Annotated in this window: 21 protein-coding genes; 13 read left to right on the top strand and 8 right to left on the bottom strand. The window is 66.2% G+C overall.

Going from position 1 to position 26,575, the window contains the following annotated elements; translation table 11 throughout:
- Nucleotides 1-53: 53 nt before the first annotated feature.
- Entirely contained in the window at nucleotides 54-1,559 is a 1,506-nt protein-coding gene (locus GOY17_RS07250) for a ComEA family DNA-binding protein (RefSeq protein WP_198173846.1), read from the top strand.
- Between the two features lie 19 nt (nucleotides 1,560-1,578).
- On the opposite strand, the gene dinB is transcribed toward GOY17_RS07250, so the two are convergent.
- Together dinB and GOY17_RS07260 are read right to left on the bottom strand one after the other, a co-directional pair.
- Nucleotides 1,579-2,649 carry a DNA polymerase IV gene (gene dinB, locus GOY17_RS07255; RefSeq protein ID WP_232338592.1) on the bottom strand — a complete coding sequence of 357 codons (1,071 nt, stop codon included), beginning with the start codon at nucleotides 2,647-2,649 and terminating at the stop codon, nucleotides 1,579-1,581.
- Nucleotides 2,650-2,912: 263 nt separating this feature from the next.
- Nucleotides 2,913-3,281 carry an HPF/RaiA family ribosome-associated protein gene (locus tag GOY17_RS07260; protein WP_157029867.1) on the bottom strand — a complete coding sequence of 123 codons (369 nt, stop codon included), beginning with the start codon at nucleotides 3,279-3,281 and terminating at the stop codon, nucleotides 2,913-2,915.
- 123 nt (nucleotides 3,282-3,404) lie between these two features.
- Between GOY17_RS07260 and GOY17_RS07265 the strand changes: the two genes are divergently transcribed.
- The 8 genes from GOY17_RS07265 (at nucleotide 3,405) to GOY17_RS07295 (ending at nucleotide 11,894) form a co-directional block, all read left to right on the top strand.
- Entirely contained in the window at nucleotides 3,405-6,107 is a 2,703-nt protein-coding gene (locus GOY17_RS07265; RefSeq protein ID WP_157029868.1) for a bifunctional acetate--CoA ligase family protein/GNAT family N-acetyltransferase, read from the top strand.
- Between the two features lie 96 nt (nucleotides 6,108-6,203).
- Complete coding sequence (locus tag GOY17_RS18760) at nucleotides 6,204-6,620, top strand: hypothetical protein (RefSeq protein WP_198173847.1); 417 nt, start codon at nucleotides 6,204-6,206, stop codon at nucleotides 6,618-6,620.
- Between the two features lie 218 nt (nucleotides 6,621-6,838).
- Entirely contained in the window at nucleotides 6,839-8,620 is a 1,782-nt protein-coding gene (locus GOY17_RS07270; protein WP_198173848.1) for a CPBP family intramembrane glutamic endopeptidase, read from the top strand.
- A 113-nt stretch (nucleotides 8,621-8,733) separates the two neighbouring features.
- On the top strand, nucleotides 8,734-10,011 hold the full coding sequence (locus GOY17_RS07275) for an AAA family ATPase (RefSeq protein WP_157029870.1): 1,278 nt from the start codon (nucleotides 8,734-8,736) through the stop codon (nucleotides 10,009-10,011).
- Nucleotides 10,008-10,658 carry an HNH endonuclease gene (locus GOY17_RS07280; protein WP_157029871.1) on the top strand — a complete coding sequence of 217 codons (651 nt, stop codon included), beginning with the start codon at nucleotides 10,008-10,010 and terminating at the stop codon, nucleotides 10,656-10,658. Before GOY17_RS07275 ends, GOY17_RS07280 begins: the two co-directional genes overlap by 4 nt.
- 189 nt (nucleotides 10,659-10,847) lie before the next feature.
- The gene (locus GOY17_RS07285) at nucleotides 10,848-11,096 is read left to right on the top strand and encodes an Imm32 family immunity protein (protein WP_157029872.1); all 249 of its coding nucleotides are present in this window, start codon (nucleotides 10,848-10,850) and stop codon (nucleotides 11,094-11,096) included.
- Nucleotides 11,093-11,341, top strand: a complete 249-nt coding sequence (locus tag GOY17_RS07290) for a hypothetical protein (RefSeq protein WP_157029873.1) — start codon at nucleotides 11,093-11,095, stop codon at nucleotides 11,339-11,341. Before GOY17_RS07285 ends, GOY17_RS07290 begins: the two co-directional genes overlap by 4 nt.
- Before the next feature lie 298 nt (nucleotides 11,342-11,639).
- Nucleotides 11,640-11,894 (top strand): XAC0095 family protein, encoded by a 255-nt coding sequence (locus tag GOY17_RS07295; RefSeq protein ID WP_157029874.1) that lies wholly within the window; start codon nucleotides 11,640-11,642, stop codon nucleotides 11,892-11,894.
- Between the two features lie 144 nt (nucleotides 11,895-12,038).
- On the opposite strand, the gene GOY17_RS07300 is transcribed toward GOY17_RS07295, so the two are convergent.
- The 5 genes from GOY17_RS07300 to GOY17_RS07320 form a co-directional block, all read right to left on the bottom strand.
- Nucleotides 12,039-12,848, bottom strand: coding sequence for a hypothetical protein (locus tag GOY17_RS07300; protein ID WP_157029875.1), 810 nt, complete (start codon nucleotides 12,846-12,848; stop codon nucleotides 12,039-12,041).
- Complete coding sequence (locus GOY17_RS07305) at nucleotides 12,848-14,041, bottom strand: hypothetical protein (protein ID WP_157029876.1); 1,194 nt, start codon at nucleotides 14,039-14,041, stop codon at nucleotides 12,848-12,850. The genes GOY17_RS07300 and GOY17_RS07305 overlap by 1 nt, the downstream gene beginning before the upstream one ends.
- 2 nt (nucleotides 14,042-14,043) lie before the next feature.
- Nucleotides 14,044-14,613: a PAAR domain-containing protein gene (locus tag GOY17_RS07310; RefSeq protein ID WP_157029877.1), complete on the bottom strand. Its 570-nt coding sequence runs from the start codon at nucleotides 14,611-14,613 to the stop codon at nucleotides 14,044-14,046.
- Entirely contained in the window at nucleotides 14,610-14,948 is a 339-nt protein-coding gene (locus GOY17_RS07315) for a PAAR domain-containing protein (protein ID WP_157029878.1), read from the bottom strand. Before GOY17_RS07315 ends, GOY17_RS07310 begins: the two co-directional genes overlap by 4 nt.
- A gap of 404 nt (nucleotides 14,949-15,352) precedes the next feature.
- Nucleotides 15,353-16,750, bottom strand: coding sequence for a GntP family permease (locus GOY17_RS07320; RefSeq protein WP_157029879.1), 1,398 nt, complete (start codon nucleotides 16,748-16,750; stop codon nucleotides 15,353-15,355).
- Nucleotides 16,751-17,076: 326 nt separating this feature from the next.
- On the opposite strand from GOY17_RS07320, the gene GOY17_RS07325 reads away from it, so the two are divergent.
- From GOY17_RS07325 to GOY17_RS07335, 3 genes are all read left to right on the top strand, one after another.
- A complete protein-coding gene (locus tag GOY17_RS07325) occupies nucleotides 17,077-19,323 on the top strand; it encodes a TonB-dependent receptor (RefSeq protein ID WP_232338550.1) in 2,247 nt (748 codons plus the stop codon).
- A gap of 494 nt (nucleotides 19,324-19,817) precedes the next feature.
- Nucleotides 19,818-23,168 (top strand): hybrid sensor histidine kinase/response regulator, encoded by a 3,351-nt coding sequence (locus tag GOY17_RS07330; protein WP_157031634.1) that lies wholly within the window; start codon nucleotides 19,818-19,820, stop codon nucleotides 23,166-23,168.
- Nucleotides 23,169-23,427: 259 nt separating this feature from the next.
- Nucleotides 23,428-23,739, top strand: a complete 312-nt coding sequence (locus tag GOY17_RS07335) for a KGG domain-containing protein (RefSeq protein ID WP_157029880.1) — start codon at nucleotides 23,428-23,430, stop codon at nucleotides 23,737-23,739.
- A 15-nt stretch (nucleotides 23,740-23,754) separates the two neighbouring features.
- Here the strand turns inward: GOY17_RS07335 and GOY17_RS07340 are convergent, their stop codons facing one another.
- Entirely contained in the window at nucleotides 23,755-24,420 is a 666-nt protein-coding gene (locus GOY17_RS07340) for a response regulator transcription factor (protein ID WP_115840641.1), read from the bottom strand.
- 90 nt (nucleotides 24,421-24,510) lie between these two features.
- On the opposite strand from GOY17_RS07340, the gene GOY17_RS07345 reads away from it, so the two are divergent.
- Nucleotides 24,511-26,322, top strand: coding sequence for a 3-hydroxybutyrate oligomer hydrolase family protein (locus tag GOY17_RS07345; protein ID WP_157029881.1), 1,812 nt, complete (start codon nucleotides 24,511-24,513; stop codon nucleotides 26,320-26,322).
- Nucleotides 26,323-26,575: the final 253 nt, after the last annotated feature.

A 26,575-nucleotide genomic window follows, 5' to 3' on the forward strand; every position in this document is an offset into this window, starting at 1 on the left:
CAGGCTCATCCTGTGGCTTCGCGCCGGCGACCCTGTCGGCCTCGGAGCCGCCGATGTCGAAATCCCTCCTGTGGACGGCCCTGTTCACACTGGCCACGCTGGCGGCGCCTGTCGCGGCCGCCGAACTGGGCGTGCTCGCGCCCGTGCTCGCGAACGGCCAGCCGCAAACCCGACCGGATGCGGCTGGGCATGCCGCACCGGTCGTCACGCGCGTGACCTCGGGCGCGCTGTACGCGCAGATCCAGCGTGAAGCGAGCGAGGGTTTCCTCGGCACCGTGCTCGCGCTGGACGAGAGCGCGCAACGCATTGCCGGCGCGAAAACCACGACACCGACGTGGCTGTACCTGTCGGCCGAAGACGGCGGCTTCGCGCGACGCGGCTTCTGGCTGGAAGAGGACGGCCGCCAGCGCTTCGTCGACGAACTCTTCGTCGATCTGGTCGTCGACGCCGACATCATCGACGACGGCGGTTTCGAGGAAATCTTCACGCACGAGATGGGGCACGTGTTCCTGCGCCGGCTCATGCCGGGCCTGCCGTACGGCTGGTCGCGCACGCCGCACAGCAGCATGAGCGTGACCGACTACCCGACCGCGTTCGACGAAGGCTTCGCCACGCATTTCCAGAGCGTGGTGCGCCGCCATTCGCGCAATCCGAAACTGGAAGACCTCACGCTGGGCCTGGGCGCCAAGCCCTTTGTGCCGCTCTGGTTGAGCAATCTCGATCGCGCCGGGCGCATCGACGGCGTGCGCCGGAACCTCTTCGTGCAGCAGCAGCTCGTCCCGCCGGGCAACGATGCCGATGCGTGGTCGCGCGCCAACGAAAGCACCGCCTTCGACATGGCGCGGCTGCGCAACGGCCAGCAGATGCTGTCGTCCGAAGGCGTCATCGCCACGCTGTTCCATCGCTGGCTCGTGCCGGGCGAAGGCTCGCGCGAGGCGATCGTGTCGCGCTATTCGCAGCTGTTCCGCACGATGGCCGCGGCCACCGCGCGCGGCTGGACGATGAACCCCGACACGCCGATGTTCCTGGACCTGGTCGATCGCTACTGCGTAGACGTGCCGGCCGATTGCACGCGCATCCGCAACCTCGTGCTCGACACAACCTATGGCGCGACCGCGGACGCCACGCTACCGCGCACGACCGAGGCGATGGCCGAACGCGGACGCATCGGCGACATGGCCGGGTTCGTCGCGGGCCTGAAGCAGGCGCGTGCGCAGATGACGCAATTGCAGGCCGCCGTGGCGCAGGATCCCAAGCGGATGCGCGCGATGCTGGGCCCGGACATCTGGCTGCTCGGCCACACGCCGATCAAGCCCCCGGGCCTGCCGTCGAACGAAGTCGCGGTGAACCTCAATACGGCCGAAGTGGAACAGCTGCGCGCCTTGCCCGGCATCGATGCCGCGATAGCAGAACGCGCATTAGGCAGTCGGCGCGAGCGCGGCGCGTTCGTCGACATTGCCGATTTCGCACAACGTAGCGGGCTGGATGCCGCGGCATCGTCATCGCTGCAGGCGGCGGCTTCGGCACTGCACAAGGCGGGTTTGAACGAGCGGCGCTGAAGTCGGCTGCAGGGCAGGCTCACTCGGCCGCATAGCGCTCGAACAGGTCGCTCTGTGCGATCGGCACGTCCTCGCGGTCGATGAAACCCGACAGGCCGACGCCCACCAGCCGGTAGCGCGTATCCGCCGGCAACGGCACGCGGGCGCGCAGGTCGCAGGCGATACGCGTCAGCTGTTCCAGGCTCGTCGGCCGTTCCGTCGGCGTGAGGCTGCGCGTGAGGATGCGGAAGTCGGCGGTCTTCAACTTGAGCACGATGGTGCGCGCAACGCGTTCGGGATCGCGCTCGAGTTCGCGGCCGTAGCCTTCCCAGGTCTTTTCGGCGAGCCGGTGGATGTGCGGCTCCAACTCGTCCAGCGGCAGGTCGCGCTCGAAGGTGTCTTCGGACGAAATCTGAAGGGTGGGGCGCTCGGGTTCCACCGGGTTGTGGTCGATGCCCAGCGACAATTCGTGCAGCCGACGGCCCCAGCGGCCGAAGCGCAGTTCCAGCTCGGCCGCGCCCAGCTCGCGAAGATGCGCCACGGTTTCGATGCCGAGCTCCTGGAGCTTTGCTTCCATCACCTTGCCCACGCCTGGCAATCGGCCGACGGGCAAAGGCGCCAGAAACGCCTCGACCTGGTGTGGGCGGACGACGAAGAGCCCGTCGGGCTTGCGCCAGTCGGAGGCGATCTTCGCCAGGAACTTGTTCGGGGCGACGCCGGCGGACGCGGTGAGCTGCGTTTCCTCGCGGATCGCCACGCGGATCGCCTGTGCGGTAGCGGTCGCGGTCGGCAGGCCCGTCTTGGTCTGGCTGACGTCGAGGTAGGCCTCGTCCAGCGAGAGCGGCTCGATGAGGTCGGTGTGCCGCGCGAAGATCTCGCGCACCTGCCGCGACACCGCCTTGTAGCGCGTGAAATCCGGCGGGACGAACACCGCCTGCGGGCACAGGCGCTCGGCGCGGATCGCCGGCATGGCCGAGCGCACGCCGAAGGTGCGCGCCTCGTAGCTCGCCGCGCACACCACCGAGCGCGCGCCGCGCCAGGCGACGACCACCGGCCGGCCGCGCAGGGACGGGTCGTCGCGCTGTTCGACGGACGCGTAGAAGGCGTCCATGTCGACATGGAGGATCTTGCGGGGCGGTGCGGACACGGGCGTGGTGCGGCCGGGCGGCGTTTGTTAGTCAAAATGCTAACAAGTGCGGGCGACGCGGTCACGTGCCGTGTCCAGCGCAGGGCACGCCTGAAGCCGTCATCCCGGCGAAGGCCGGGACCCAGGCTGGCATGGCTCCGGGCCCTGTGTCCGGCTGATCAGGAACTCGGGACGCTGCGAGCCTGGATCCCGGCTTTCGCCGGGATGACGGAGGGGAAGTGAGGCAGCTACGCCGCATCCTCATCGCGCGAAAGCAACGCCCGCTTCCCACCGTCGCGCCCGCTGCGCACATGTTCGGACACCTGCCGCTGCATCGCATCGAACGCATCGCGAACGGCGACATAGGCGTCCTCGTGCGAGTGATCCTTCGTCGGCGTGCGGCCGGCTTCGAACGTCGCGCCGGGCATCACCGCATGCACGTGGACGAGGTAGCGGTTGCCGTGCTGGTGGCGGTGTTCGGCATGGCGGACGGCGACATCGCACGACTGAAGCTGCGGTGCGACCTGCCACAGCTTGTGCGCGTGGCGCAGGATGTCCTCGCGCAGTGCATCGGACACGGGCAGACCTTCGAAGCGGATCGTGACGTCGTGTTGCATGGGGGCTCCGTTACGGTGGACACGCCTCCATTTGCGGTGCCGCACGATGCGATGTCAGCTTGAAACTTGCACGTGGCCGCGTGCATGGTGGTGGCGCATGATGTCGGACTGGCGACGCGCCCGATGAGCACCTATTCCCTTCCATCGCTGTTCTCGCCCGCATCCGTCGCCGTGATCGGCGGCAGCCCGCGCGAGCGTTCGATCGGTCGCGCGATGCTGCGCAACCTGCAAGCCGGTGGTTTCGCCGGCAGCATCGGCCTGGTGAATCCGCGGCATCGCGAGATCGAGGGTGTCGCGTCCGTCGCGCGCGTGGCCGACCTGTCCTTCGTGCCGGAACTGGTGCTGATCGCCACGCCGGCCGCGATGGTCCCCAAATACGCGAAGGCCGCCGCCGAGCACGGCGCCTCCGCGGCGGTCGTGCTGAGCACCGGGCTGGGACAGGGCGAAGGCTCGCTCGCGGCGGAACTGCAGGACATCGCGCGCACGCACGGCATGCGCCTGGCCGGGCCCAACAGCCTGGGCGTGATCGCGCCGCATGCGCGGCTCAACGCGAGCTTCGCCGCGCACACGCCGCTGCCGGGCGACATCGCACTGGTGTCGCAATCGGCCGCGATCGCCGCCGCGCTCGTCGAATGGGGCGTGAGCCGCGAGATCGGCTTTTCGGCCATCGCCTCGCTCGGCGACGCGCTGGACGTCGATTTCGCCGATCTTCTCGATTACTTCGCACGCGACCGGCATTCCCGCGCGATCCTGTTGTACGTCGAATCGATCCGCGACGCGCGCAAGTTCATGTCGGCCGCGCGCGCCGCCGCACGGTTGAAGCCGGTGGTGGTCGTGAAGTCCGGCCGCCATGCGCCGCGCGCCGTCGCGCCGCACACGCACGCAGCCGCGCTCGCTTCGCCTGACGCGGTCTACGCGGCCGCGTTCCATCGCGCCGGCATGCTGCGCGTGCGTGCGTTGAACGAGCTGTTTTCCGCGGCCGAAGCGCTCAGCCGCGTCGAATCCTTGCCTGGACGACGGCTGGCGATCTTCGCCAACGGGCGCGGCACGGGCGCACTCGCGGCCGATCGCCTGCTCGACATGGGCGGCACGCTGGCGTCGATCTCCGACGAGGCGCGCGCGCACCTCCAGCCGATCGCATCGAGCGCGTGGCCCGGCACGAATCCGGTGGATTTCTACGGCGACGTCGATCACGCGTCGTACGCCGACGCGTTCCGCGCGCTGGCGACGGACGATGCGAACGATGCACTGCTCGTGCTCAACACGCCGACCGCGCTGATGGACGCACACAGTCGCGCCGACGCGCTCGCACGGGCGCGCGAGTCGTTGCCGTGGCAGGCGCGGAAGAAGCCGGTGTTCGCGGTGTGGCTGGGCGCCGACGAAGCCGCGGCCGATCGCCTCAATGCCGCGCGCATTCCCAACTATCCAACCGAAGCCGACGCCGTGCGCGGCTTCATGTACCTGGTGCGCCATCGCGAAGCGAAGCTGACGCTGATGGAAACGCCGCCGAGCCTGCCCGACGATTTCGTCGTCGATACGGAAACGGCGCGCGGCATCGTCGAGCGCGCGATCAAGGCCGGCCGCCGCTGGCTCGATCCCATCGAAGTCACGCGCGTGCTCGGCGCGTACGGGATTCCGATCACACCGGTGGCGCTTGCGCGCGGCGCGGATGAAGCCGCGCGTGTCGCCGCGCAATGGCTCGCGGAAGGATTGCAGGTCGCGGTGAAAGTGCTGTCGTCCGACATCGAGCACAAGTCCGACGTCGATGGCGTACGACTCAACCTGCCCAGCGAGCAGGCCGTGCGCGAGGCGACCGCGTCGATCCTGCAACGCGCGCGCGACGCGCGGCCGAATGCGCGCATCGAAGGCGTGACCGTGCATCCGATGATCGTGCGCACCAAGGCGCGCGAGCTGATCGCCGGCGTCGCGGACGACGAAACCTTCGGGCCCGTCATCGTGTTCGGCCGTGGCGGTACGGCGGTGGAAGTCATCGACGACAAGGTGCTGGCGCTGCCGCCGCTGGACCTGCGATTGGCGCACGAAATGATCGGCCGCACGCGCGTGTCGCGGATCCTCAAGGCGTATCGCGACGTGCCCGCCGCCGACGAGCGCGCCGTCGCGCTGGTGCTGGTGAAGCTGGCGCAACTCGTCGTCGACGTTCCGGACATCCGCGAGGTCGACATCAACCCGCTGCTGGCCGACAAGGACGGCCTGATCGCAGTGGATGCGCGCATCGGCGTGTCGCGTTCGCGCCGGCTGCACAAGGGGCGCGGGCATCCGCGGCTGGCGATCCGTCCGTATCCGAAGGAATGGGAACGCAACATCGTGCTGTCGGACGGCGCGACCGCCTTCGTGCGGCCGGTGCGGCCGGAGGACGATGCGATGTTCCGCGAGTTCTTCGGCCGCGTGTCGGACGAAGACCTGCGCATGCGCTTCTTCCAGACGGTGAAGCATTTCAGCCACGAATTCATCGCGCAGCTAACGCAGCTCGACTACGCGCGATCGATCGCGCTGGTCGCCATTGATCCGCCCACCGGCGAGATGCTTGGCGCCGTGCGCCTTCATGCCGACGCGAACTACGACCGCGGCGAGTACGGCATCCTGGTGCGATCGGACCTGAAGGGCCACGGCCTGGGCTGGCGGCTGATGCAGATCATGATCGAGTACGCGCGATGGCTCGGCCTGCGCTCGGTCGAAGGCGAAGTGCTGCAGGAAAACCGCACGATGATCGAGATGTGCCGGGCGCTGGGGTTCTCGGTCGTCACCAATCCCGACGATGCGAGCCTGGTGACGGTGTCGCTGCGCATCGGGGACATGCCGACGTAAGTTCGGCGCGACGCCCGCAAACGCCCAGGCGAGGCCGGGCAGGGCACATGGCTCTCGCTTTCCCCGCCACGCGCTGCGTTTCAGCGGCTCATGCCGATGGAAAAACCGCCGCGCGAGTCACTTAAAGTGCCTGCGCTGACGAAAAAGCGTCACGCATGCCGCTTCAAGTGCATGCGATGGCGAACAAAGTGCTTCGCGCGCCACCTTTCTCATTGCCCCGTGGCGAAAAAAGCGCCTTTGATGGCACTCAAAGTGTCGCCCGTGCCGCTTCAAGTGCCGACGGTGACGAAAAAGGCGTCACGCGTGGCGCATTTCTCATTGCTCCCGAGTCAGAAAAGCGCCATCGCCGGCACTTCAAGCGCCGACGTTGTCGCTCGAAGTGCCAACGCTGGCACTTCAAGCGTCACGCGTGCCGCTTTTTCGCCACGCGAAGCACTTTTCGCGAAAGCTGGAACCCACCTTGCTTTCGCTTTCATTCGTCATCCCGGGCTGCACCCTGCGCATCGCTTCTGATCCGTCATCCCGGCGAACGCCGGGACCCAGGCCCGCAACGCATGGGCACTCCCACAAGACCATCAGCCGGCCCCCGCCACGCATGGCAAACCCCGCCCCGACCGTGGCCCCGACCTGTCCACGGGACACCAGAACACCCCTCCGCCGACCCTTCATTTTCTGTGCGCCCTGTCGCTAAACTCGGGGTGGGGACATGGGGGATGGGTATGGATACTCGCGTGGCATGGCAGGCGCTGTGTGCCGCTGCTGCACTTTTCATCGGGCTGGCGCAGGCGACGGAGCCGTCGCCCGGGACACCCGACGACAGGGCCCAACGTTCGATAGACCAGGTCGAGGGCGCCAGCGATCTCGCGTACCGCGATGCCCTCACCGCATTCGATACCGCCGCCAGTCGGGCAACGGACGATGTCGACATCGCCCTGGCGCGGTGCAAATTCCTCCAGTATTTCGCCGACGACGAATTGGGCAGCTTCAAGCCTGAAGCCGTGGAAGCGTCCCGGACGTGCGCGCAGCAGCTGCACGAGCACTGGCCTGACGCGCCCCAGGTGCAGATTTTCGAGCTGGACCAGCTCTGGGGCGCGGACGCGGCGGAGCGGGGCGAGGCCCTTATCAAGTCCGCAGACCAGTGGCCGGCGCCGTTGCGCCGCGACCTGCTCAGCAAGACGTCGGTTGCGCAGGAAGGCGCCGACGACGCCCGTGCAGGCGAACTGGCCCTGATGGCGGTGCGCCAGGGCGATGCGTCGCGTGTAGCGGCCGCAGTGACGTACCTGTCGGGGCAGAAGCACTTCAAGGAAGCCGCCGACCTGCTGGCAAAAGCCGAGCCCGCCGAACTGCCGTGGGACGCCCAGCAGCGCATCGAGGCCGCCCTGACGTTGCCCGACACGAAGATCGCCGTGGCTGAAGCGCGACGGCACACGGACGCCCTTCCGACGTTTGGTGCCGAAGCGAGCGCGCGTGCCTACATGCGCGCCGGCGATTTCGCCTCGGCCGGTCGTGTGCTCAAGGACGTCCGCAGCACTTCCGAGAACATCACCGCGGTGAAATTCGACGCCGCCATCGGCATCGGCGACTTCGCAGGCGCCGCCGGGTACGTCGACATCACCGACACCGAAAACCTCTTTGCCAACGTCGGCCGCTTCCTGACGCTGGCGGTGGCCGCACCTACCACGCTGGTCAAACCGTCGATGCTGCTGGCGCTGGCGATCTGCCTCGCGTACCTGGCGGCCATGGCGCTGGTGCCTGGCCTGGTGCTGGTCCCCGCGCATTACCGCGGGCTGGCGCGGCGCCTGAAGGGCAAGACCAGCGAACCGTTGTTCTCGGCCATCGGACTGAAGCGCGCGTGGTATGGCGCGGCCGTCGCGTTGATCGTCCCGATGGTGGTGTTGATGCTGGTGCGGCCCGAGGCGATGGCCGACCTGCTCAGCGGCAACGCCGGGGCCTCGGCGCAGATGTTCCGCGCCTTCCTCATCGCGGAAGGCACGGCGTTGCTGATCCTCGCGCCGGCGCTGGTCGGCCTCACACGACCGCAGTTCCTCGGCGACCGCACCGCACTGCGCACGTGGTGGATCGTGCTGCTGATGTGGGGTGCGCTGATCGCCATCGGCTGGGTGCTGACCGTCGTGCAGATGCGGCTGGGCGTGAACCTGGAAACCAACCAGACGCGCATGGTCGCCGCGATGGTGGAAGGCGGCGCCGAACTCGGCGGCCCGATGCTGACGCTGCTGATCCTGGCGCTGATCGGCCCGGTCTTTGAAGAGTTCGTGTTCCGCGGCCTGCTGCTGGGCGGCCTGTCGCGCCACATCAGCTTCGGCTGGGCCAACACACTGCAGGCACTCGGCTTCGCCGCCATGCACGACGACCCGCCGCGTTTCCTCTACTACTTCGCCATGGGCCTGTTCGGCGGCTGGCTGGTGAAGCGCACCGGCTCACTGGCCCCGGCGATTGCGCTGCATGTGTTCAACAATGCGGTGGCGGTGGGGGTGTTGTTGTGGGTGGGTTGAGGGATCACGCTTTTCAACCTTATTCATTGAAGCTCATTCTCTAATAGAGCAATGAGGCGTTCGTTTCGGCTGGTAACGCGTAGCTACGGTTACTGAAAAAGAGAGGGCTGTACGTGGCGATTAACGGATTTGCGGCGATAACGATTGAAGGATGGCGACAGTTCAAGGCTGTGAATATTGAACTTCACCCACGTCTTACAGTGCTGACCGGAGCCAATGGAGCCGGAAAATCCACAATTCTGAGCGTCTTCTCCCAGCACTTTGGATGGCATCGCCCCCTCCTGGCAACACCCGTTCCGACTAGGGACGGCGTGCTGTCTTACTTCATAGGATTGTTCTCGCGACAGCACCGATCGATGATGCATGGGCAGGATCGATACAGAATCGGATCGATTCGATACGCGAACGGCAATACGGGGGCTATATACGTGCCGGGTAATTCTGGCATTGAGTACGGCTTGCAAATCGACGGGCAGCAACATGTCGAAGGCGTCAATATTCCGTCGCATCGTCCGGTGTCCAGGTTCCAACAGGTGGCCAGTATTCCGACTAGCGCTATTAGCCCTTCGGACGCTTATAGCTCGTACTTTTCAGAGATCATGAACCGCTTTCACGGCGGACACTCAGGGTTTTCGCCTGCCTACCGGATGAAGGAGGCCCTAATTTCGATGGCTGCGTTCGGTGAGGGCAATAGGTATCTCGACGGACGCCCTGACCTCATAGTCGCCTATACAGGATTCATCGAGATTCTTCAGAAGGTCCTTCCACCATCACTCGGCTTCGAAACTCTTGCCATTAGGCCGCCCGACGTAGTTATGGTTACAAAGACCGGGCAGTTCTTGATTGACGCAGCATCAGGTGGCTTGGCCGCGCTTATTGACCTGACGTGGCAGATATATATGTTCACTGTGAGGGTGAAGGACCCGGTTGTTGTCATGGACGAGCCGGAGAATCACTTGCACCCCGCAATGCAACGGACGCTAATGTCGCGACTAGTAGATGCCTTTCCCGGGGTGCAGTTTATTGTTGCGACCCACAGCCCTTTCATTATTTCCTCGGAGCGTGATTCCAACGTTTACGCATTGCGCTATGAGGTTACGCAAGTCACAGAAGAATTTTTCGAGCCCGCGTTCGCTCCAGCAAACAGTGTGGTGGCAACAAAGCTTGATTTGCAGGATCGAGCGAGCAGTGCGAATGACATTCTGAGGGAAGTGCTTGGTCTAGAGACGACGCTTCCCGTCTGGGTAGAGGAGCGGATTCAGCAGTTGGCTGACAGAGTTGCTGGTTCCGAACTCACAGCTGAGTCGTACAGGGCAGTATCTGACGAACTCAGGTCGCTGGGACTTGGGTCGGCGATCCCTCGCGTTATCGAAGGAGGGCTTCGCGAATGATTCGGCTGACTAAAGGGGCGAAGCCTCAGGTACTAGTTGATAATGCGGCAGGTTGGACAGCTGAAATTTTGAGAAAAATCGGCGAAGGTTCAAAGGTTGGTGATGCAGTTGGACGAAGGTACGCGCATCAAGACATCAAGTTGGCATTGTTGGCGGAAACGCACGGCAAGTGCGCCTACTGCGAAGCCAAGATTCTTCACATTGCGTTCGGTGATATTGAGCACATCGTTGCAAAGAAGCCGCGCCCCGAGCTTGCCGTCGAATGGACTAATCTGACGATTGCGTGTGATCGATGCAATCAAAGTAAGTCTGACTTGGATGGTGTCCTCGATCCATACTCAGTTGACCCCGAGGACCACCTCGTTTTTCTTGGGCCTCTTGTCAGGTCGAAGGCGGCCAGCGACCTTGGTGAGCTTTCGGTTCGCATACTTGAGTTGAATCGCCCGGCTCTCGTAGAGCGGCGTACCGAAAGGATTGATGCAGTTTTAGCCTTTCTTCGTCTGGCGGAACGGGCAGTTGATATTCGGTTGAAGAGGGAGTTGATCGCCGATGCGCGTCGCTGTTCTGCCCCGTCAGAAGAGTATTCGGTAGCAGTTGCGTCTGCCCTTGCTGCTTGTGGTGTGGACCGAGCCGAAGGCCACCGCTGATGTGAGGTGTCGCACTTTGACCAAAACCTTGAAGCCCAACGAGCCCGGCATCGCGCTCGGCGTGGCGCTGATCGCGCTCCTGGCCGGATTGTTGGCTGCAAGCACGTAGGATGGGTTCGCGTGCGAACCCGTCGGTCGTTGGCCAATAGCCCTGCATCACGCCTTCTTCCATGCTCCAAACCGAGGCATATGCAAATGCGCATAGTTGGCTATACAGAGGAACAACTTGATGAAGTGCCTGCTGCGCCGCGCGAGTTGGCGGAGATAACGTTCGTCGCCACGCCCGAGGAGGCCCGCAAGATCGCCGCGTTTCTCCTGCATGCGGCAGACGAGATGGACCGGATGGGGGCCGACTACAGCCACATCCATCTGTCGGACAAGCAGCCGGGGTTCGACGACTCTCCACATGTCACGGTGTTCAACACCGCGAACGTATGAACTATCCCGACGGGCAAGAGGTACGCGTCGGCCACCGCGTGCGTTTGGGCGAGGACAGCGGTGGGGTCGTGGTGTTCTCTATCGATCGCGACGAGTACGCCGCCGACTATCCGAAAGCGGAGTGGGCGTATCTGGAAGCCGGCGTGATGATCCGGTTTCCGAAGGACGGCCTCATCCATTTCGCCGAGGAGGACGACGACCTGGAACTCCTGTCGCGCGCACAGCGCGAAGGCGATGCGGGTTGAAGGAGCGCTGAGACAAAGGCTGATTGCTCGCCGCTCACCGTCGTCAGCACACTCGCTCTCACGGAGTGTAGAAGCTCCGCACTAAGCGGTAACTCGCCACCGATCCCACAGGCGGGTTTCTTATGTCCGAAGCTCGGGCATGAGATCCGACGCAGTGCAGTTCCGCGTCGGGAGGGCGGCTAATACAACACCTCGCAAGAGGGAATATGCCCACCGGCTTAGTGCGGCTTCTAACCTCCCGACACCCTTGCGCCGAATCTTCGGCACAAGCCCGGCTGGTTTGCTGGAGACCCCCCGCATGAGCAAGGACACGCGTTCCATCCCCGCCGCATTCCGCGGCTACCTGCTGCCCCGTTCCGCCCACGACTCGCTGGTCCAGACGCGCGATCAATTGCGCCTGCTGGCGGTCCTCACCGAAGCCCGCAAAGAGCCGACCGACTACGTCGTCCTCTCGCTTGACGCGCTGTCGGAACTGTTCGAGCGAACCGCGTCCTACGTTGACGACGCTTTATCCCTCGTCATCCAGCACGGCCCCGAGCCCGAGCCGGGCTGAGTTCGCTGCGCGGTAGCCCGTTAGGCGACGCGCATCCGGGCTCGTCCCGCGATCGAGTTCAGACACGACGCAAGGCTCGGCTCGGCGGGCCGTTGCGTAGCGAAGGGCGTCAGCGTTCGGCCGCGATCCCTGAGGTCGGGTGGGTCATTCGTGCTTCAAGTCCGGCGGAAGCCATGACCCTTTACCCGTTCGGCTCAACTCGTACCCCGACATTCCCCATGTTTCGTAGGCAAGCTCGGTGAAGAGCAACGTCAACTGGCCCGCCCCGCGAACGTCTCCGAACCCGACTAGCGACCAGCTGCGCGGCTGCGATTCGCACCCGTCGCAACCGGAGTGGCCTTCGGTGTACTCAACGCGCCATTGCCCCGAAGCTGCACGTACGTAGATGCCGAGGAACGACGCGAGGCTGGGCTCACCGTTCGAGTCCATCGCGTAGGTTTCGGAGCTGTGGATCGCCACGTCCCCAAGCTGTCGTGACCGGTCGGTCAAAATCGTGAGCATCTCAGAACGTCGCCCTCCGTCTCCGGGCATGGGCGGTATCGAGGGTCGCCCAATCGAGCCCTCCATTCGGACCAGTTCTGCGTGCTCGGCAGGTGTCGCCGGCCTCGCCTCGTACCTGTCGCCGGGATTGATGTCGCTGTCTGCAATCAGGGTTCCTGCTGCGATATCCATCGTCGGCGAGAACGAAGCCACAATGCCGTCACCGACCTCCGGATCAGCCGAACTCACCAGTTGTGCCCGACCCAGGCTCTTGCCATGCAGGTAGAAGTTGAAGGTCTTGGGTGCGGAGGGAAACGGGTCGACGTCGAGAGAACCATAGTCATAGGTGCCCGGAATGTCTGTCGGGTCCAGAAGGAACACGGACGCGCGGCGATGCTCGCCAGCGAGGGTGCTGGCGTGACCTGTACAGCCGATCAGACAGGTGGCGATTAGCAGAAGTGCCAGCCTGTTCATCAAAGGATTCCTGGCGCATTGACGGTGATGTGGAGATGGTCTTTGTGCGTGTTGGCATTGCCCGGTGCCATGTCATTTGGGGTCGGGGCGGCGGCGTCGTGCGTGTTTGAATCGATGTACCAAGGATCGAAAAGCTGCTGCACGTGTGGGGAATCCTGAAGCTGCTGACGAAATGCGGCGAAGAGGGCGGGGCGGTTGGCTTCCATCTCCGCAATCCAGCGCCTCCGCGCCTCCGCACTTTGTCTGCTTGCACGGAAGAGTTGGCGTTCGCGTTCGCTCACCCATGGGAGGTCTGGGCCGCTGCCAATGAGTTCACCGCGATTGAGGCGAATGCTGTCGGTCGCGTCGCCAATTCGATTAACGTCCAAACCGATTCCAGCTCGGTGTGCGATCGAGCCAAGGAGTGGCCGCCAGCACGATGTGATGTTCAGGGTCTCGACCCCTGCAAGACGAGCGGCATCCATGAGCGCAAACAGGCCAATGGGATGTATCCGCGTAAGGCCGTCGCTGAGATTGTCGAAGTTGCGAATGTTCGACCTTGCGTTATCTGCGTCAGAGAACGTGATGGTTATCGTGCGGTCCTGGGGGGTGGCGCAGTTCACGATAACCGTCGGCTGCGTAAGGACTCGGTACACCGACATGATCGCGGAACGAATTCCGCTGTCGCAGTCGGCGGGGATTAGATCAGCAGCTTCCTGTTCTGTGTACTTGCGTGAAATGCTTGCCCACGTGTCCCCATGGAGGAGAGCGCTGTAGTAGTCAGTCATCGCGCCCGTGGTCTTGTCAACAGCGGATCGGTCTAATGTGACAACCGGTCGCGCGGCTTGTATGCCTCGTCGCTCAGTTACTTTGACGTAGATGTCGTTGTGCTGCGGTGTAACGGAGTACACCGGGAACTGCCGTCCGCCTGGAAGAGAGTCGGTGTTGAGGTAGAGCGAAACCTCAGTTCCCTCCGGAGCCCTGATTGAGAACCGAGTTCGTCCCACGATGCGTTTCGGCCATCCTTCGACCCTTCGCTGCACCGTTCCGTTGAAAGCGACCTCATACGGAATCTTCAATCCGGTCTCGGTGGAGCTTGAATCGGGCCAAGCTCCCGTTTGAAAGAAGTAGGTAACGGTGCGTTGGGCGCGAATGCGAACGGCTGTTGGCTCCGTTTCTTGCGTAGTACGCGTAACTGCGTCAGCCTGCTGCACGTTCAGCATCCTTCTATGTCTTGGTTGTCGTGATCCGCTTCGTCTTGCCAAGCGTTCAGCCATGTCAGGCGCACTTGTTCGGAGACGTGCGACGACACTTGAACGGTCAGCCCTTCCTCGTTCGTTCTGCCCGTGAACGTCCTGCCGTCGGACAACTCGATCAGATATGGGATGCCTGCGAGGAACGCTCCGGATTTCTCATCCACCGCTCGATACTGCTCGGTAAACCGTCCCGGCAGAGGCGACGCGAAACTCGCTGTCGAAGGCGGCAGGAACGCCTTCTCCGAGCCGATGCATTCGAAGCTCACGAGTCGCTGGCGCGTGGCAACAAGCCTGTGCCCGCATGCCAGCTTGCAGCCGTGGTAAGCGGCGGGTTTGCTTATGAAGAACCCCGAGCGACCTTCCACGACGGTCGTCATTCCGCACTGGCCGCAAAGCACCGAGTCGCCGACGCAGACCAGGGCGCTACGACTTCCGTCGATGCATTGGATGGTGAAGTCGGCCAGACCAGTCAGCGCCTGGCCGCCCACTTCGGTGGGGTCGCCCACCACGATGGCGTGAAGGGCGCTCATGCCGGCACCGGGTACTCGGCCAGGACCGGTTGCATACCTTCGAATTCAACGAGCGCTGCCCCTGTAGAGGGGCTGGCCGAGATGACATCGCCATTATTCAGGCGGCTGCCAACTACCGCGATGGGGCGGCCGGACAGGATGACGTAGCGCGAGCCGGTGATGATCCAAGCTTTGCGGCCGTCGGGATAACGCACCTCGTCGCCAACCCGGGCGACGTCTCTGCCGTCCAGTAGCGAAGCGCTCTTCCGGGCGACGACTTCGCCTCCGCGTTCTGTTGTTGCCCCGTCCGTCGCGACGGCGTAGGTCGCTTTGATGGTTTGTCTTGCCTCGTTCATTCCCGTTGCTCCGTGCTGGTTCGGTGTGTGACCGATACCGACACTGCCACCCGGAGGACGCGGCGCGCATTGGGAATGATTCGAGGAGGCGGGGTGCGGCGAAACTTTGCGTTGGGGTGTTACAGGGCATCAACGGCTGGCTTTAAGCGGCCAGCGTTTGTAGCCCGGGTAAGCGAAGCGCACCCGGGTCGAGCGTGACAGCTCCCGGGTGCGCTTCGCTTGCCCGGGCTACAAGAGCTAGAACCGTAGCGTTGTGCGGCGAACGCGAGAATTCAGGGCGCCGCTCCGTTGCCCCTCACCCCAACCCCTCTCCCGCAGGGAGAGGGGCTAAAGCAGGGCTCACACTCGGCCCTCTAGCTCTGCAATCCCATCGGTCGCCGCAGGGAGGGGGGCTAACCACGGGCTTATACCCAGCCCGTCGCATAGAACACGCCGATCACCGCGAACACCGCGATCGTCTTGATCACCGTGATCGCGAAGATGTCCTTATACGCCTGGCGATGCGTGAGGCCGGTGACCGCCAGCAAGGTGATCACCGCGCCGTTGTGGGGCAGGGTGTCCATGCCGCCGGAGGCCATCGAGGCGACGCGGTGCAAGACTTCCATCGGAATGCCGGCGGCGTTGGCGTTCGCGATGAAGGTTTCCGCCATCGCCGCCAACGCGATGCTCATGCCGCCCGACGCCGAGCCGGTGATGCCCGCCAGCGCCGTCACGGTGACGGCCTGGTTGACCAGTGGATTCGGAATCGCGCCCAGCGCATTCGCCACGACGAGGAACCCCGGCAACGCCGCGATCACCGCGCCGAAGCCGTATTCCGACGCGGTATTCATCGCCGCGAGCAATGCGCCGCCGATGGCCGACTTCGTGCCTTCCGCGAAGCTGGTCATCACCGGCTTCCATGCGAAAACCAACACGGTGGCGATGCCGATCAGCAGCGCGCCCAGGACGGCCCAGATCGCGGCGAACTTCGCGACCTCCTGCACCACCGGCGCCGCGCTGCCGATCACCGCCGGATCGAAGCTGTGGTTTTCGCCGTAGAAGCGCGGAATGACCGACGTCAGCACCTTGTTCGCCACGCCTACCAGCACCAGCGGCGCGATCGCGATGAGCGGATGCGCGAGCGTCTGACCGGAGAACGCCGCCGGTTCGTTCACCAGCGACGTGCCGTAGCCTTCGCCGTTCGCGCGAGCGGTGCGGCGGCGCCAGTCAAGATAGGCCAGGCCCACGACGAGGATGAAGATGCCGCCGATCGTGCCCAGCACCGGCGCGGCCCACGTGTTCGTGCCGAAGAACGTGGTGGGAATGATGTTCTGGATCTGCGGCGTGCCCGGCAGCGCGTCCATCGTGAAGGTGAACGCACCGAGCGCGATGGTGCCGGGAATCAGGCGCTTGGGGATGTCGCTCTGGCGGAACAGCTCCGCCGCGAACGGATACACCGCGAATACCACCACGAACAGCGACACGCCGCCGTAGGTCAGCAGCGCGCAGACCACGACGATCGACAGCATCGCGCGCTGCGCGCCGAACAGGCCGATCGTGGCGGTGACTATCGACTTCGAAAAACCCGACAGCTCGATGAGCTTGCCGAAGATCGCGCCGAGCAGGAACACCGGGAAATACAGCTTCAGGAACCCGACCATCTTGTCCATGAACAGGCCGGTGAACATCGGCGCGACCATCGACGGATCGGTCAGAAGCACCGCGCCCAGCGCCGCCACCGGCGCAAACAGGATCACGCTGTAGCCGCGATACGCGACGAACATCAAGAAGCACAGCGCGGCCAGCACGATCAGAAATGCCATCGAAGTCCCCGGGATCATTCAGTCCAGACCGCAACCCGTGCCGTCATCCCCGCGCAGGCGGGGAGCCATGTGTCCGGTGCGTCACGCCATTCGAAGGCGGTGATGGAGGGGACAGTTGGATTCCCGCCTTCGCGGGAATGACGAACCAGGGCGATGGGGCAAGTCTCGGCGCGGCGGTGGGTGGCCGGCATTGTCCGAAGGTACAGGAGCGGTCTTTGGACCTTGCGCTCTAGGCTTGCCTCCATGACGGGGAGGGCCGTCGTCCATTTCGTCCGCCGGCAACGCGCGGTGGACGTCCTTGAACGAGTTGGGGGAGGAGCGTCGACATGAAGCACAGCAGCAACCGCACCGGACTGAGCATCGCCATCGGCATGGCCATCACCGCCGCGCTGCTGGCCCCGGCCGCGCAGGCGCAGGACACCACGGCCACCGCGCAGGGTGAGGAAACCACCACGCTGAGCGGCGTCACCGTCACCGCACGAAAGCGCGAGGAGACGCTGCAGGAGGTGCCGGTCGCGGTGACGGCGTTCACCGCCGACGCGCTCGACCAGCTCAACGTCGAGGACCTCAGCGACCTCGATGCGCAGGTTCCTAACCTGACGATCTACGCCGCGCGCGGCTCGTCCAGCACGATCACCGCCTACATCCGCGGCGTCGGCCAGTCCGATCCGCTGTGGGGCGTGGACCCCGGCGTAGGTATCTACATGGACGATGTCTACATCGCCCGTCCGCAGGGCGCGCTGCTGGACGTGTTCGACGTGGAGCGCGTGGAAGTGCTGCGCGGGCCGCAGGGCACGCTGTACGGCAAGAACACCATCGGCGGCGCGATCAAGTACATCTCGCGCGGCCTCAGCGTCGATCCGGATGGCCAGGTATCGGTCACCGTCGGCAACTACAACCAGCTCGACGTGCGCGCCGCGGCCAGCGGTTCGGTCGGCGATGGCGCGCTGCGCGGGCGCCTGGCCGTGGCCAGCCTCAACCGCGACGGCTATGGCGAGAACCTCACCAACGGCCAGCCGGTGAGCGACAAGGAAATCCTCGCCGCGCGCGGCCAGCTGGGTGCGTACGTCAGCGACAACCTCGACATCCAGTTCGCCTTCGACTGGATGGACGACCAGTCCGGCGTGCGCGGCGCGAAGATGCTCGCGCCGAACCGCTTCGCGCCGGGTTTCGCGCCGCTGGACGACCGCTACGACATCCGCAGCGGCATGCCCAACGTCAACGACACCGAGATGAAGGGCGCATCGGCCACCGTCAACTGGCGCGTGAACGACGATTGGGCGGTGAAGTACATCCTCGCCAAGCGCGAGTCCGACACCGAGACGAACATCGACTTCGACACGCTGCCCAACAAGATCGCCGACGTGAAGGCGTTCTACAGCGACGAGCAGGTCACCAACGAATTGCAGGTGAACTACGACGCCGGCGGCCGCAGCCGGGGCGTGGTCGGCCTGTATTTCTTCGACGGCTGGGCCGGCGGCCAGGTGCTGAACAACTTCTTCAACGCCTCCTTCGGCGACACGCAGGGCACGGTCTACACCGACCAGTGGGCGCTGTACGCGGACTGGACGTTCGACCTGACCGAGAAGCTCAAGCTCGATGTCGGCGCGCGTTACACCGACGAGCGCAAGCACGCGGTCGTGCTCAACCGCTGCTACACCGATGCGACCTTCAGCACGCTGGCCGTGCGCTGCGCCGCGAACAACCCGACCCCGATCGCCGCCAACTTCGACAAGCGCATCGGCTTCCAGAACACCTCGCCGAAGGTGTCGCTGGATTACCAGGTCACGCCGGACATCATGGTCTACGGCCTGGCGTCGCGCGGCTTCAAGTCGGGCGGCTACAACATCCGCGCGCAGGCCACCGCGGTGCCGCGTTCGGCCGAGCCGTTCGACGACGAGTCGGTCGACAGCTACGAAATCGGCACGAAGATGGGGTTCCTGGACCAGACGCTGTTCCTGAACCTCGCCGCGTTCCACAACAAGTACAAGGACATCCAGCTGTCGGTGTTCACCGCCTACGACAGCAACGGCGACGGCACGAACGATGCGTTCTTCGGCGACTTCACCAACGCCGGCTCCGGCACGGTGGAAGGCGTGGAAGTGGAATACCAGTGGCTGCCGACGAAGCACTGGCTGATCAGCGGCAACTTCGCGTGGCTGGATGCGAAGTACGACGAGTTCATGTACGCCGGCGTCAACATCGCCGACGAACAGGAGTTCACCAACGCGCCGGAGTTCTCCGGTGCACTGAACGTCGAATGGCGCACGCCCTTGTCGAACGGTGGCGACATCTCCGCACGCGTGGGTTTCAGCTACCAGAGCGACGTGGTGGCGACGACGGAAATCGTGCGCACCGGCGCGCAGCCGATCACGCAGGACGGCTACGGGCTGGTGAACGCGGGCGTGATCTGGCGCCTGGACGAGAACTGGTCGTTCTCGCTGCAGGGCACGAACCTCGCCGACAAGGAATACCGGACCACCGGCTACAACCTCAACGCGGCGCTCGGCGTGCTCACCGGGTTCTATGGCGCGCCGCGGCAGTACAGTTTGGCGGTGCGGTACGACTTCTGATACGGGATTCCGGGTGCGCTTTGTGTACTCGGACCGCAGCAATTCCTTCTCCCTTCGGGAGAAGGTGCCCGAAGGGCGGATGAGGGGTAACGGAGGGCCATGGTTCGACCTGTCAGTGCAGTGCTGCACTGCGCGTTGATCGGTGACGCTCCGTTTCCCCTCACCCCCAATCCCTCTCGGTCTGCACTCCCTTCGGTCACCGGAGGAAAAGGGGCTCTGCGTTGCGACGGCTGTGATCTCGTCGGCTCACCTTTCCAGCGTCATCCCGGCGAAGGCCGGGACCCAGGCTGTCATGCCTCCCGCATCCTCGCCGTCATTCCTGCGAGAGCTGGAACCCATTTGACTCTCGGAGCTTCCCTTCGCGTTGGCAACAGCGCAGCGCTGTACCGCAACGGTGGGTTACCCCTCCCGCTCCGTTGCCCCTCACCCCAACCCCTCTCCCGGTGGGAGAGGGGCTAACGCTATCCTCAGCCCATGAGCCCCGCCGCATGCCCATGCTGAGCTTCACCACCGTCGCCGTCGCCAGCCTGGCGTGGCTGGCGCTGATGTTCGGCACGGCGCTATATGCCGAACGGCGGCCGACGGTGCTCGCGCGGCAGTGGCGGCACGTGTATGCGCTTTCGCTCGCAGTGCACTGCACCTCGTGGACGTTCTACGGCACCGTCACGCAGGCGGCGCGCTACGGGTGGCCGCTGCCGCCGACGTTCCTCGGCGCGATCCTGCTGTATGGCCTGGCGATCGCGTTCATGGTGAAACTCGTGCGGCTCTCGCGCGAGACCAACGCGACCTCGCTCGCCGACCTGATCGCGACGCGCCTGGGCAAGGACGCGTGGCTCGCCGCGACGGTCACGCTGATCGCCGCACTCGGCCTGATCCCGTACATCGCGCTGCAGTTGAAGGCGGTGGCGATGAGTTTCGCGATGCTCACCACGCGCAGCTCGCACGGCGCCGCCGGGCCGGCGTGGCAGGACAGCGCGCTGTACGTCGCGCTGGCGATGGCGCTGTTCGCGATGCTGTTCGGTACGCGCCGTGCGAGCGCCGCCGAACACAACCGCGGCCTCGTGCTGGCAATGGCGTTCGAATCGGTATTCAAGCTCGCCGCGATGCTCGCGCTCGGTGCGTTCGTGTGGTTCGGACTGGGCGATCTGCCGCAGGCCGCCGCGGCGCCACCGCCGCCGCGCGGCGCCGACGGCTTTGCACCGCTGGTGCTGCTGGGCGCACTGGCGATGTTCGTGCTGCCGCACCAGTTCCACGTCGGGGTGGTCGAATGCCGCGACGAGCGCGACGTGCGCACCGCACGCTGGCAATTCCCGCTGTACCTGGTGCTGATCGCGTTACCCGTGCTTCCACTGGCGACGGCCGGGCAATCGTTGCTCGCGGGCACCGGCGTGCCGTCGGACCTGTTCGTGTTGGCGCTGCCACTGTCGCACGGGCAGGAAGGGCTCGCGCTGTTCGCGTTCCTCGGTGGTTTGAGTGCGGCGACCGGCATGGTCGTGGTGAGCACGCTCACGCTCAGCCTGATGATCGGCAACCACTGGTTTGCGCCGGGCCTGTTGCGCGGCGCGTGGTCGCGCAACGACGGAAGCGACCTGCGCGGCAGCGTGATCGCGCTTCGTAGGAGCGGCATCGTCGCGATCATGCTGCTGGCGTGGGCGTATAGCCGGCTGCTCGCGGGCAGCGACGCGCTGGCCGACGTCGGCGCGGTGTCGTTCTCCGCGCTGGCGACGCTCGCACCGGCGCTGTTCTTCGCGGTATGGCGCCCGCAGACGCCGCCGCGCGCGGCGGTGGCCGGCATCGTCGCGGGATTCGCGGCCTGGGCGTGGGTGCTGCTGTTGCCGCTGATGTTCGAAGCCCGCGGCGCGGTGCCGGCGTGGCTCGTGGCCGGGCCGTTCGAACTGGGCTGGCTCGCCCCGGACGGCCTGTTCGGCCTCACGGGCTGGAGCCGCCTCGGCCGTGCGGTCGGCGCGAGTCTGTTCGTCGGCACGATGACGACGGTCGTCGTGGCCATGTGGCGACGCGAAGCGCCGCGGCGCGCGCAACGCGGTCTGGACCTTCGCACGCTGCGCGACGCCGGCCTGCGCTTCCTCCCGCGCGAACGCGTCGAGCAACTGCTGCACGGCGTGCCCGCCGTGGGTGCGGTGCCGGCGGCAGTGGAAGCGGGGATCGAGCGCGAACTCGCCGCGGTGCTCGGTTCGGCTTCGGCGCGCGTGCTGCTCGATGCGGCTCGACGCGCGGGCAGCCAGGAACTCGATACCGTCGCGGCCATCGTCGGCGAAGCCTCCGCCGACCTGCGCTTCAACCAGCGCGTGCTCGAAGCGGCGCTGCACAACATGAGCCAGGGCATCAGCGTGGTTGATGCCGAACTGCGACTGGTGGCGTGGAATCGGCGCTACGCCGAGCTGTTCGGTTTCCCGGACGAACTGCTCACGGTCGGGCGGCCGATCGCCGAACTCTCGCGCTGGGCGCTGCAACGTCTGCCGTCGCGCGGCTGGAGCGGACGCGATCTCGAGCGCGCGCTCGAACGCCGCCTGGCCTTTATGCGTGCCGGCACGCCGCATCTGTCCGAGCGCGTGCTGCCCGACGGCAGCATCGTGGAAATCCGCGGCAATCCGATGCCCGGCGGCGGTTTCGTCGCCACCTTCACCGACGTCACCGCGTTTCGTCGCGCAGAAGCCGGGCTGATCATGGCGAACGAAACGCTGGAGCTGCGCGTCGCCGAGCGCACCGCGGACCTGGAAGTCGCCAAGCGCGAGGCCGAGCGCGCGAACGAAGCCAAGAGCCGCTTCCTCGCCGCGATCGGCCACGACCTGATGCAGCCGCTGCATGCCGCGCAACTGTTCGCCGATGCGCTCGCGCAGCAGCCACTCGATGGACGCCAACGTGAAACGGTCGCGCAGATCGGCGGCGCGCTGGATTCGACCAACGACCTGTTGACCGGCCTGCTCGACATGTCGCGACTGGAGGCCGGCGGGCTGGAGCCGCAGCCGCGCGCCTTCCCGCTGGGGGACGTGCTGGAACCGCTTGCGTCGGAGTTCCGTGCGATCGCCGCCGCGCACGGCCTGCGCTTCCGCTTCGTCGGCACGCGCGCGTGGACGCACAGCGACCCGCAACTGCTGCGCCGCGTGCTGCAGAACTTCCTCGCCAATGCCGTTCGCTACACGCCGCAGGGCAGCGTGCTCTTCGGCGTGCGTCGCGACGGCGATGGACTGCGCATCGAAGTGCACGACACCGGACCGGGCATCGCGCCCGCGCAGCAGGCGGCGATCTTCGAGGAATTCCGCCGCGGCGAGGATGCGCCGGGGCAGGGGCTCGGCCTGGGATTGTCCATCGCCGAGCGCATCGCGCAGTTGCTCGGCGCCCCGCTGGCGCTGCGAAGCGAACTCGGCGCCGGCACGGTGTTTTCGGTGCGCGTGCCGCTGGCACCGCGTCCCACGGCGACGCCGCACGCCATCGCACACGACGGCGGCCCGCTGCGCGTGCTGCTGGTCGACAACGATCCGCTGGCGATGGACGCGCTCGCCGGCGTCCTGCAGCGGTGGGGCTACGAGGTCGTGTGTGCCGTCGACGGCGTCGAGGCCGAAGTCGCGTTGCGCACCGCGCCGGCGGCGTTGTGGCTCTTCGACTACCACCTCGACGAGGGCGACACCGGCGTGCGGCTGGCCGCACGGTTGGCGGAGGCATTCGGCGCGCGGCCGACGCTGATCCTCAGCGCCGATCGCGGCGAAGACGTGCGCCGCGCCGTGCACGAGGCCGGCCTGTCGTTGCTGGCCAAACCGGTGAAGCCGCTGGCGTTGAAGTCGATGCTCGACCGCGCGCTGGCCGCGCGCGAAGTCGCGATGTCGTGAAATTTCTGCACGCCTGAGGCCGGTTCTGCATCGGCGGAAAGGATGTCCGCGCCTTCGTCACATGCCGCACAGCCTGCGCCGGCGCACCTGTCGGCGCCGCATGCCGCACGCATCAGCTTTGTTCCCTGAAGCAATTTCATCCGGCCTTGAGCCGCGTGGCGCCATCGGCCGCTTGCGCGTCATGGCATGGAAATTGCGCCTTTCCTCGGTGCAGGCGGGTTCCGGGGCCTGCGCCCACCCCACACGAGAGGACGCAACCATGGCCAACGACCACGCACAGGTAAACCGACAGGGCAAGAGCGAGCGCGGTTTCGCATCGATGGATGCCGGCCGCCAGCGCGAGATCGCCAGCAAGGGCGGCAAGGCCGCGCACGAGAGCGGGCGCGCGCACGAATTCAGTTCGGACGAAGCGCGCGTCGCCGGGCGCAAGGGCGGCGAAGCGGTCAGCCGCGACCGCGAACACATGTCGGCCATCGGTCGCAAGGGCGGCGAAGCGAGCGGCAGCAACCGCGCCGCGCGCGATGTCCGCGACGGCGGCGGCAACGGCCGCAATGGCGGGAACGGCGCCTGACCAGTGACGCGTCGGCTATGACGCGAGCTGTCGCGCCGGGTCGGCCAATTCGAGTTCGCGCAGCACCACGCTCGCCTGCGTGCGGTTGCGCACGCGCAGGCGTTCGAATATGGCCGACAGGTGCGCCTTGACCGTGCGTTCCTGCACGTCGAGGCGATCGGCGATCTGCTTGTTGAGCAGGCCTTCGGCCACCAGCGTCAGCACGCGGAACTGCTGCGGCGACAGGCTGGCCAGGCGCGCGGCGAGGTCGGCGTCGCTGCTGTCGCTCTGCGTGCGCGCCACGGCCGCACGCAGCGAACCGGGCAGCCACTGCTCGCAGGCGAGCACGGCGCGGATCGCATCGCGCAGTTCGTCCAGTCCGGCGCTCTTTGGCAGGTAACCCGCCGCGCCGTGGTCGAGCGCGCGGCGCACCACGCGCGGATCGTCGTTCGCCGACACCACGACCACCGCGACACCCGGGTACTGCGCGCGGATCGCCGCCAGCCCCGCCAGCCCGTGGTTGCCGGGCATGTGCAGGTCGAGCAGGACCAGGTCGATGCCGGCGTCGGCTTCCAGCGCGGCGAGCACGGCGTCGAGGCTGCCGGCTTCGCGGATCTCGGCGTCGGCAACGGCCTCCATCGCCGCCTGGCGCAGGGCGGCGCGGAACAGCGGATGGTCGTCGGCGACAAGCAGGCTCGGCATCGGCCAAGCCTAGCAAGCGGCCGCGCGTCCGGCGCAGCGGTGGTACGAAAGTACGATGGGCGACGCGGATGAGATTGCTAGGCTCGCCGCATGAACCTGACACCCGTCCGCATCGCCGTCGCAGGGGCCGCCCTCGCGCTGGCCGCCTGCGCCACACAGAGCCCGCGCAACGCGAAGGAGGCCGCACCGGTGTTGTCGCAACCGCGCACGACCGATCACCGCGGCGACGACGACCTGCTCAGCGGCGGCCTTGGCCTTGCCGGATTGCGCGCGCTCACGCCGCCGGCCTTCGCCGATGCCGGGCATCCGACGCCGGCGGAACTGCGCCGGCGCGCGCTCTGGAGCAATTGGCGCGGCATCGCTGATCTTGCGCCGGGCGGCGGCTACGGCGAGCTGTACGGGACGATCGCGCCGATCCCCGGCCGGGAATTCAGCGCCTTCGCCACGGTGGTCGGCGCGAACCAGCCACACCGCGTGCTGGTGCAGGTGCCCGATGCGTTCGATACGGGCAAGCGCTGCGTCGTCGTCACCGCCTCGTCGGGGTCGCGCGGCATCTACGGCTCGATTGCCGTCGCCGGTGCGTGGGGCCTGCCCAAGGGCTGCGCCGTCGCCTACACCGACAAGGGCGCGGGCACGGACTACTTCGACCTCGACGCAGGGCAGGGCGTGCGCGCGGACGGCACGGTTGGTGCACGTGGTGAGCCGCTCGCGTTCGATCCGGCAACGACCGCGACGTCCGGCGTGGCGTTCAAGCACGCGCATTCGAAGGACAACCCGGAGGCCGACTGGGGCCGCCACGTGAAGCAGGCGGCGCAGTTCGCGCTGCAATCGCTGGACGAGGCATTCCCCGCCGCGGCGCCTTTCACCTTCGACAACACGCGCGTGATCGCGGTCGGCATCTCCAACGGTGGCGGCGCCGTGCTGCGTGCGGCGGAACTGGACGGCGACTGGCTCGACGCGGTCGTCGCGGGCGAGCCAAATGTGTTCGTCGAAGGCGCGCGACCACTGTACGACTACACGACGCAGGCGGCGCTGCTGATGCCGTGCGCGCTGCTGCACCTGCAGAACCTGCCGCAGCCGCCGCTCACCGCGCAGTCGGTTCCGCTGTGGACGCAGCGTTGCGCCGCGCTGAAGGCCGCCGGCCTCATCGAGGGCGACGACACCGCGGCGCAGGCGCGCTCGGCGTACGAGGCGATGAAGGCGTCCGGCTGGACCGACCAGGCGCTGCGTGCCGGCGCGTTGTCGGTGGGCTTCGACCTGTGGCGCGCGGTCGCCGTCACCTACGCCTCGGCGTACGGGCGCTACGGATTCGGCGACATGCCGTGCGGCAATCGCTACGCCGCGCTGGGAACGGACCTCGCGCCGCGTGCCGCCACCGCCGCCGAACGCGCGGCGTGGTGGTCGGACGCGAGCGGCATCCCGCCGGGCGCGGGCGTCCACATCGTCGAACAGAACCCGACCGCGCCGCTGACCACGCTGCAGTGCCTGCGCGCGATGTGGACCGGCAACGACGCCGATGCCGCACGCGTGCAGCAGAGTGTCGCCGAAACACGCGCCAGCGTGCCGCGCGAGGGGCTGCCGGTGGTGGTGATCCACGGAACGGACGACGGGCTGATCCCGCCGGCCTTCAGCAGTGCGCCGTACGTGCGACAGGCGAAGGCCGCAGGTCGCGACGTGCGCTACTGGCAGGTGCACAACGCACAGCATTTCGATGCGTTCCTCGGCCTGCCGGACTACGGCGCGCGCTACCTGCCGCTGCTGCCGTACGTGTACGAAGCGCTGGACCGGGTGGATGCGCACCTGGACGGCGCGGGCTCGCTGCCGACCGATGCGGTGATCGAGACGACGCCGCGCGGGGCGGGGAAGGCGCTGACCGCTTCGGATCTGGCGATGCCGCGGTAGTTTGTTCGTCATCCCGGCGAAAGCCGGGACCGAGGCTGACGACCTCTCAGCACATGGTTCGTCATTCCAGCGAAAGCTGGAATCCATCCTCATTCGCGGTTTATCGATCAAGCAACACCACAGCGCTGCGCCGCCGACAGTGTTTGCCGCGGCCGCTCCGTTGCCCCTCACCCCAACCCCTCTCCCGATGGGACAGGGGCCAACGCCGCCTCTTGCTGGCTTCACGCCCGATTTGGCACGCTGGCGGCCTCAC

It is taken from the genome of Lysobacter soli (assembly GCF_009755585.1).
Lineage (GTDB): Bacteria > Pseudomonadota > Gammaproteobacteria > Xanthomonadales > Xanthomonadaceae > Lysobacter_J > Lysobacter_J soli.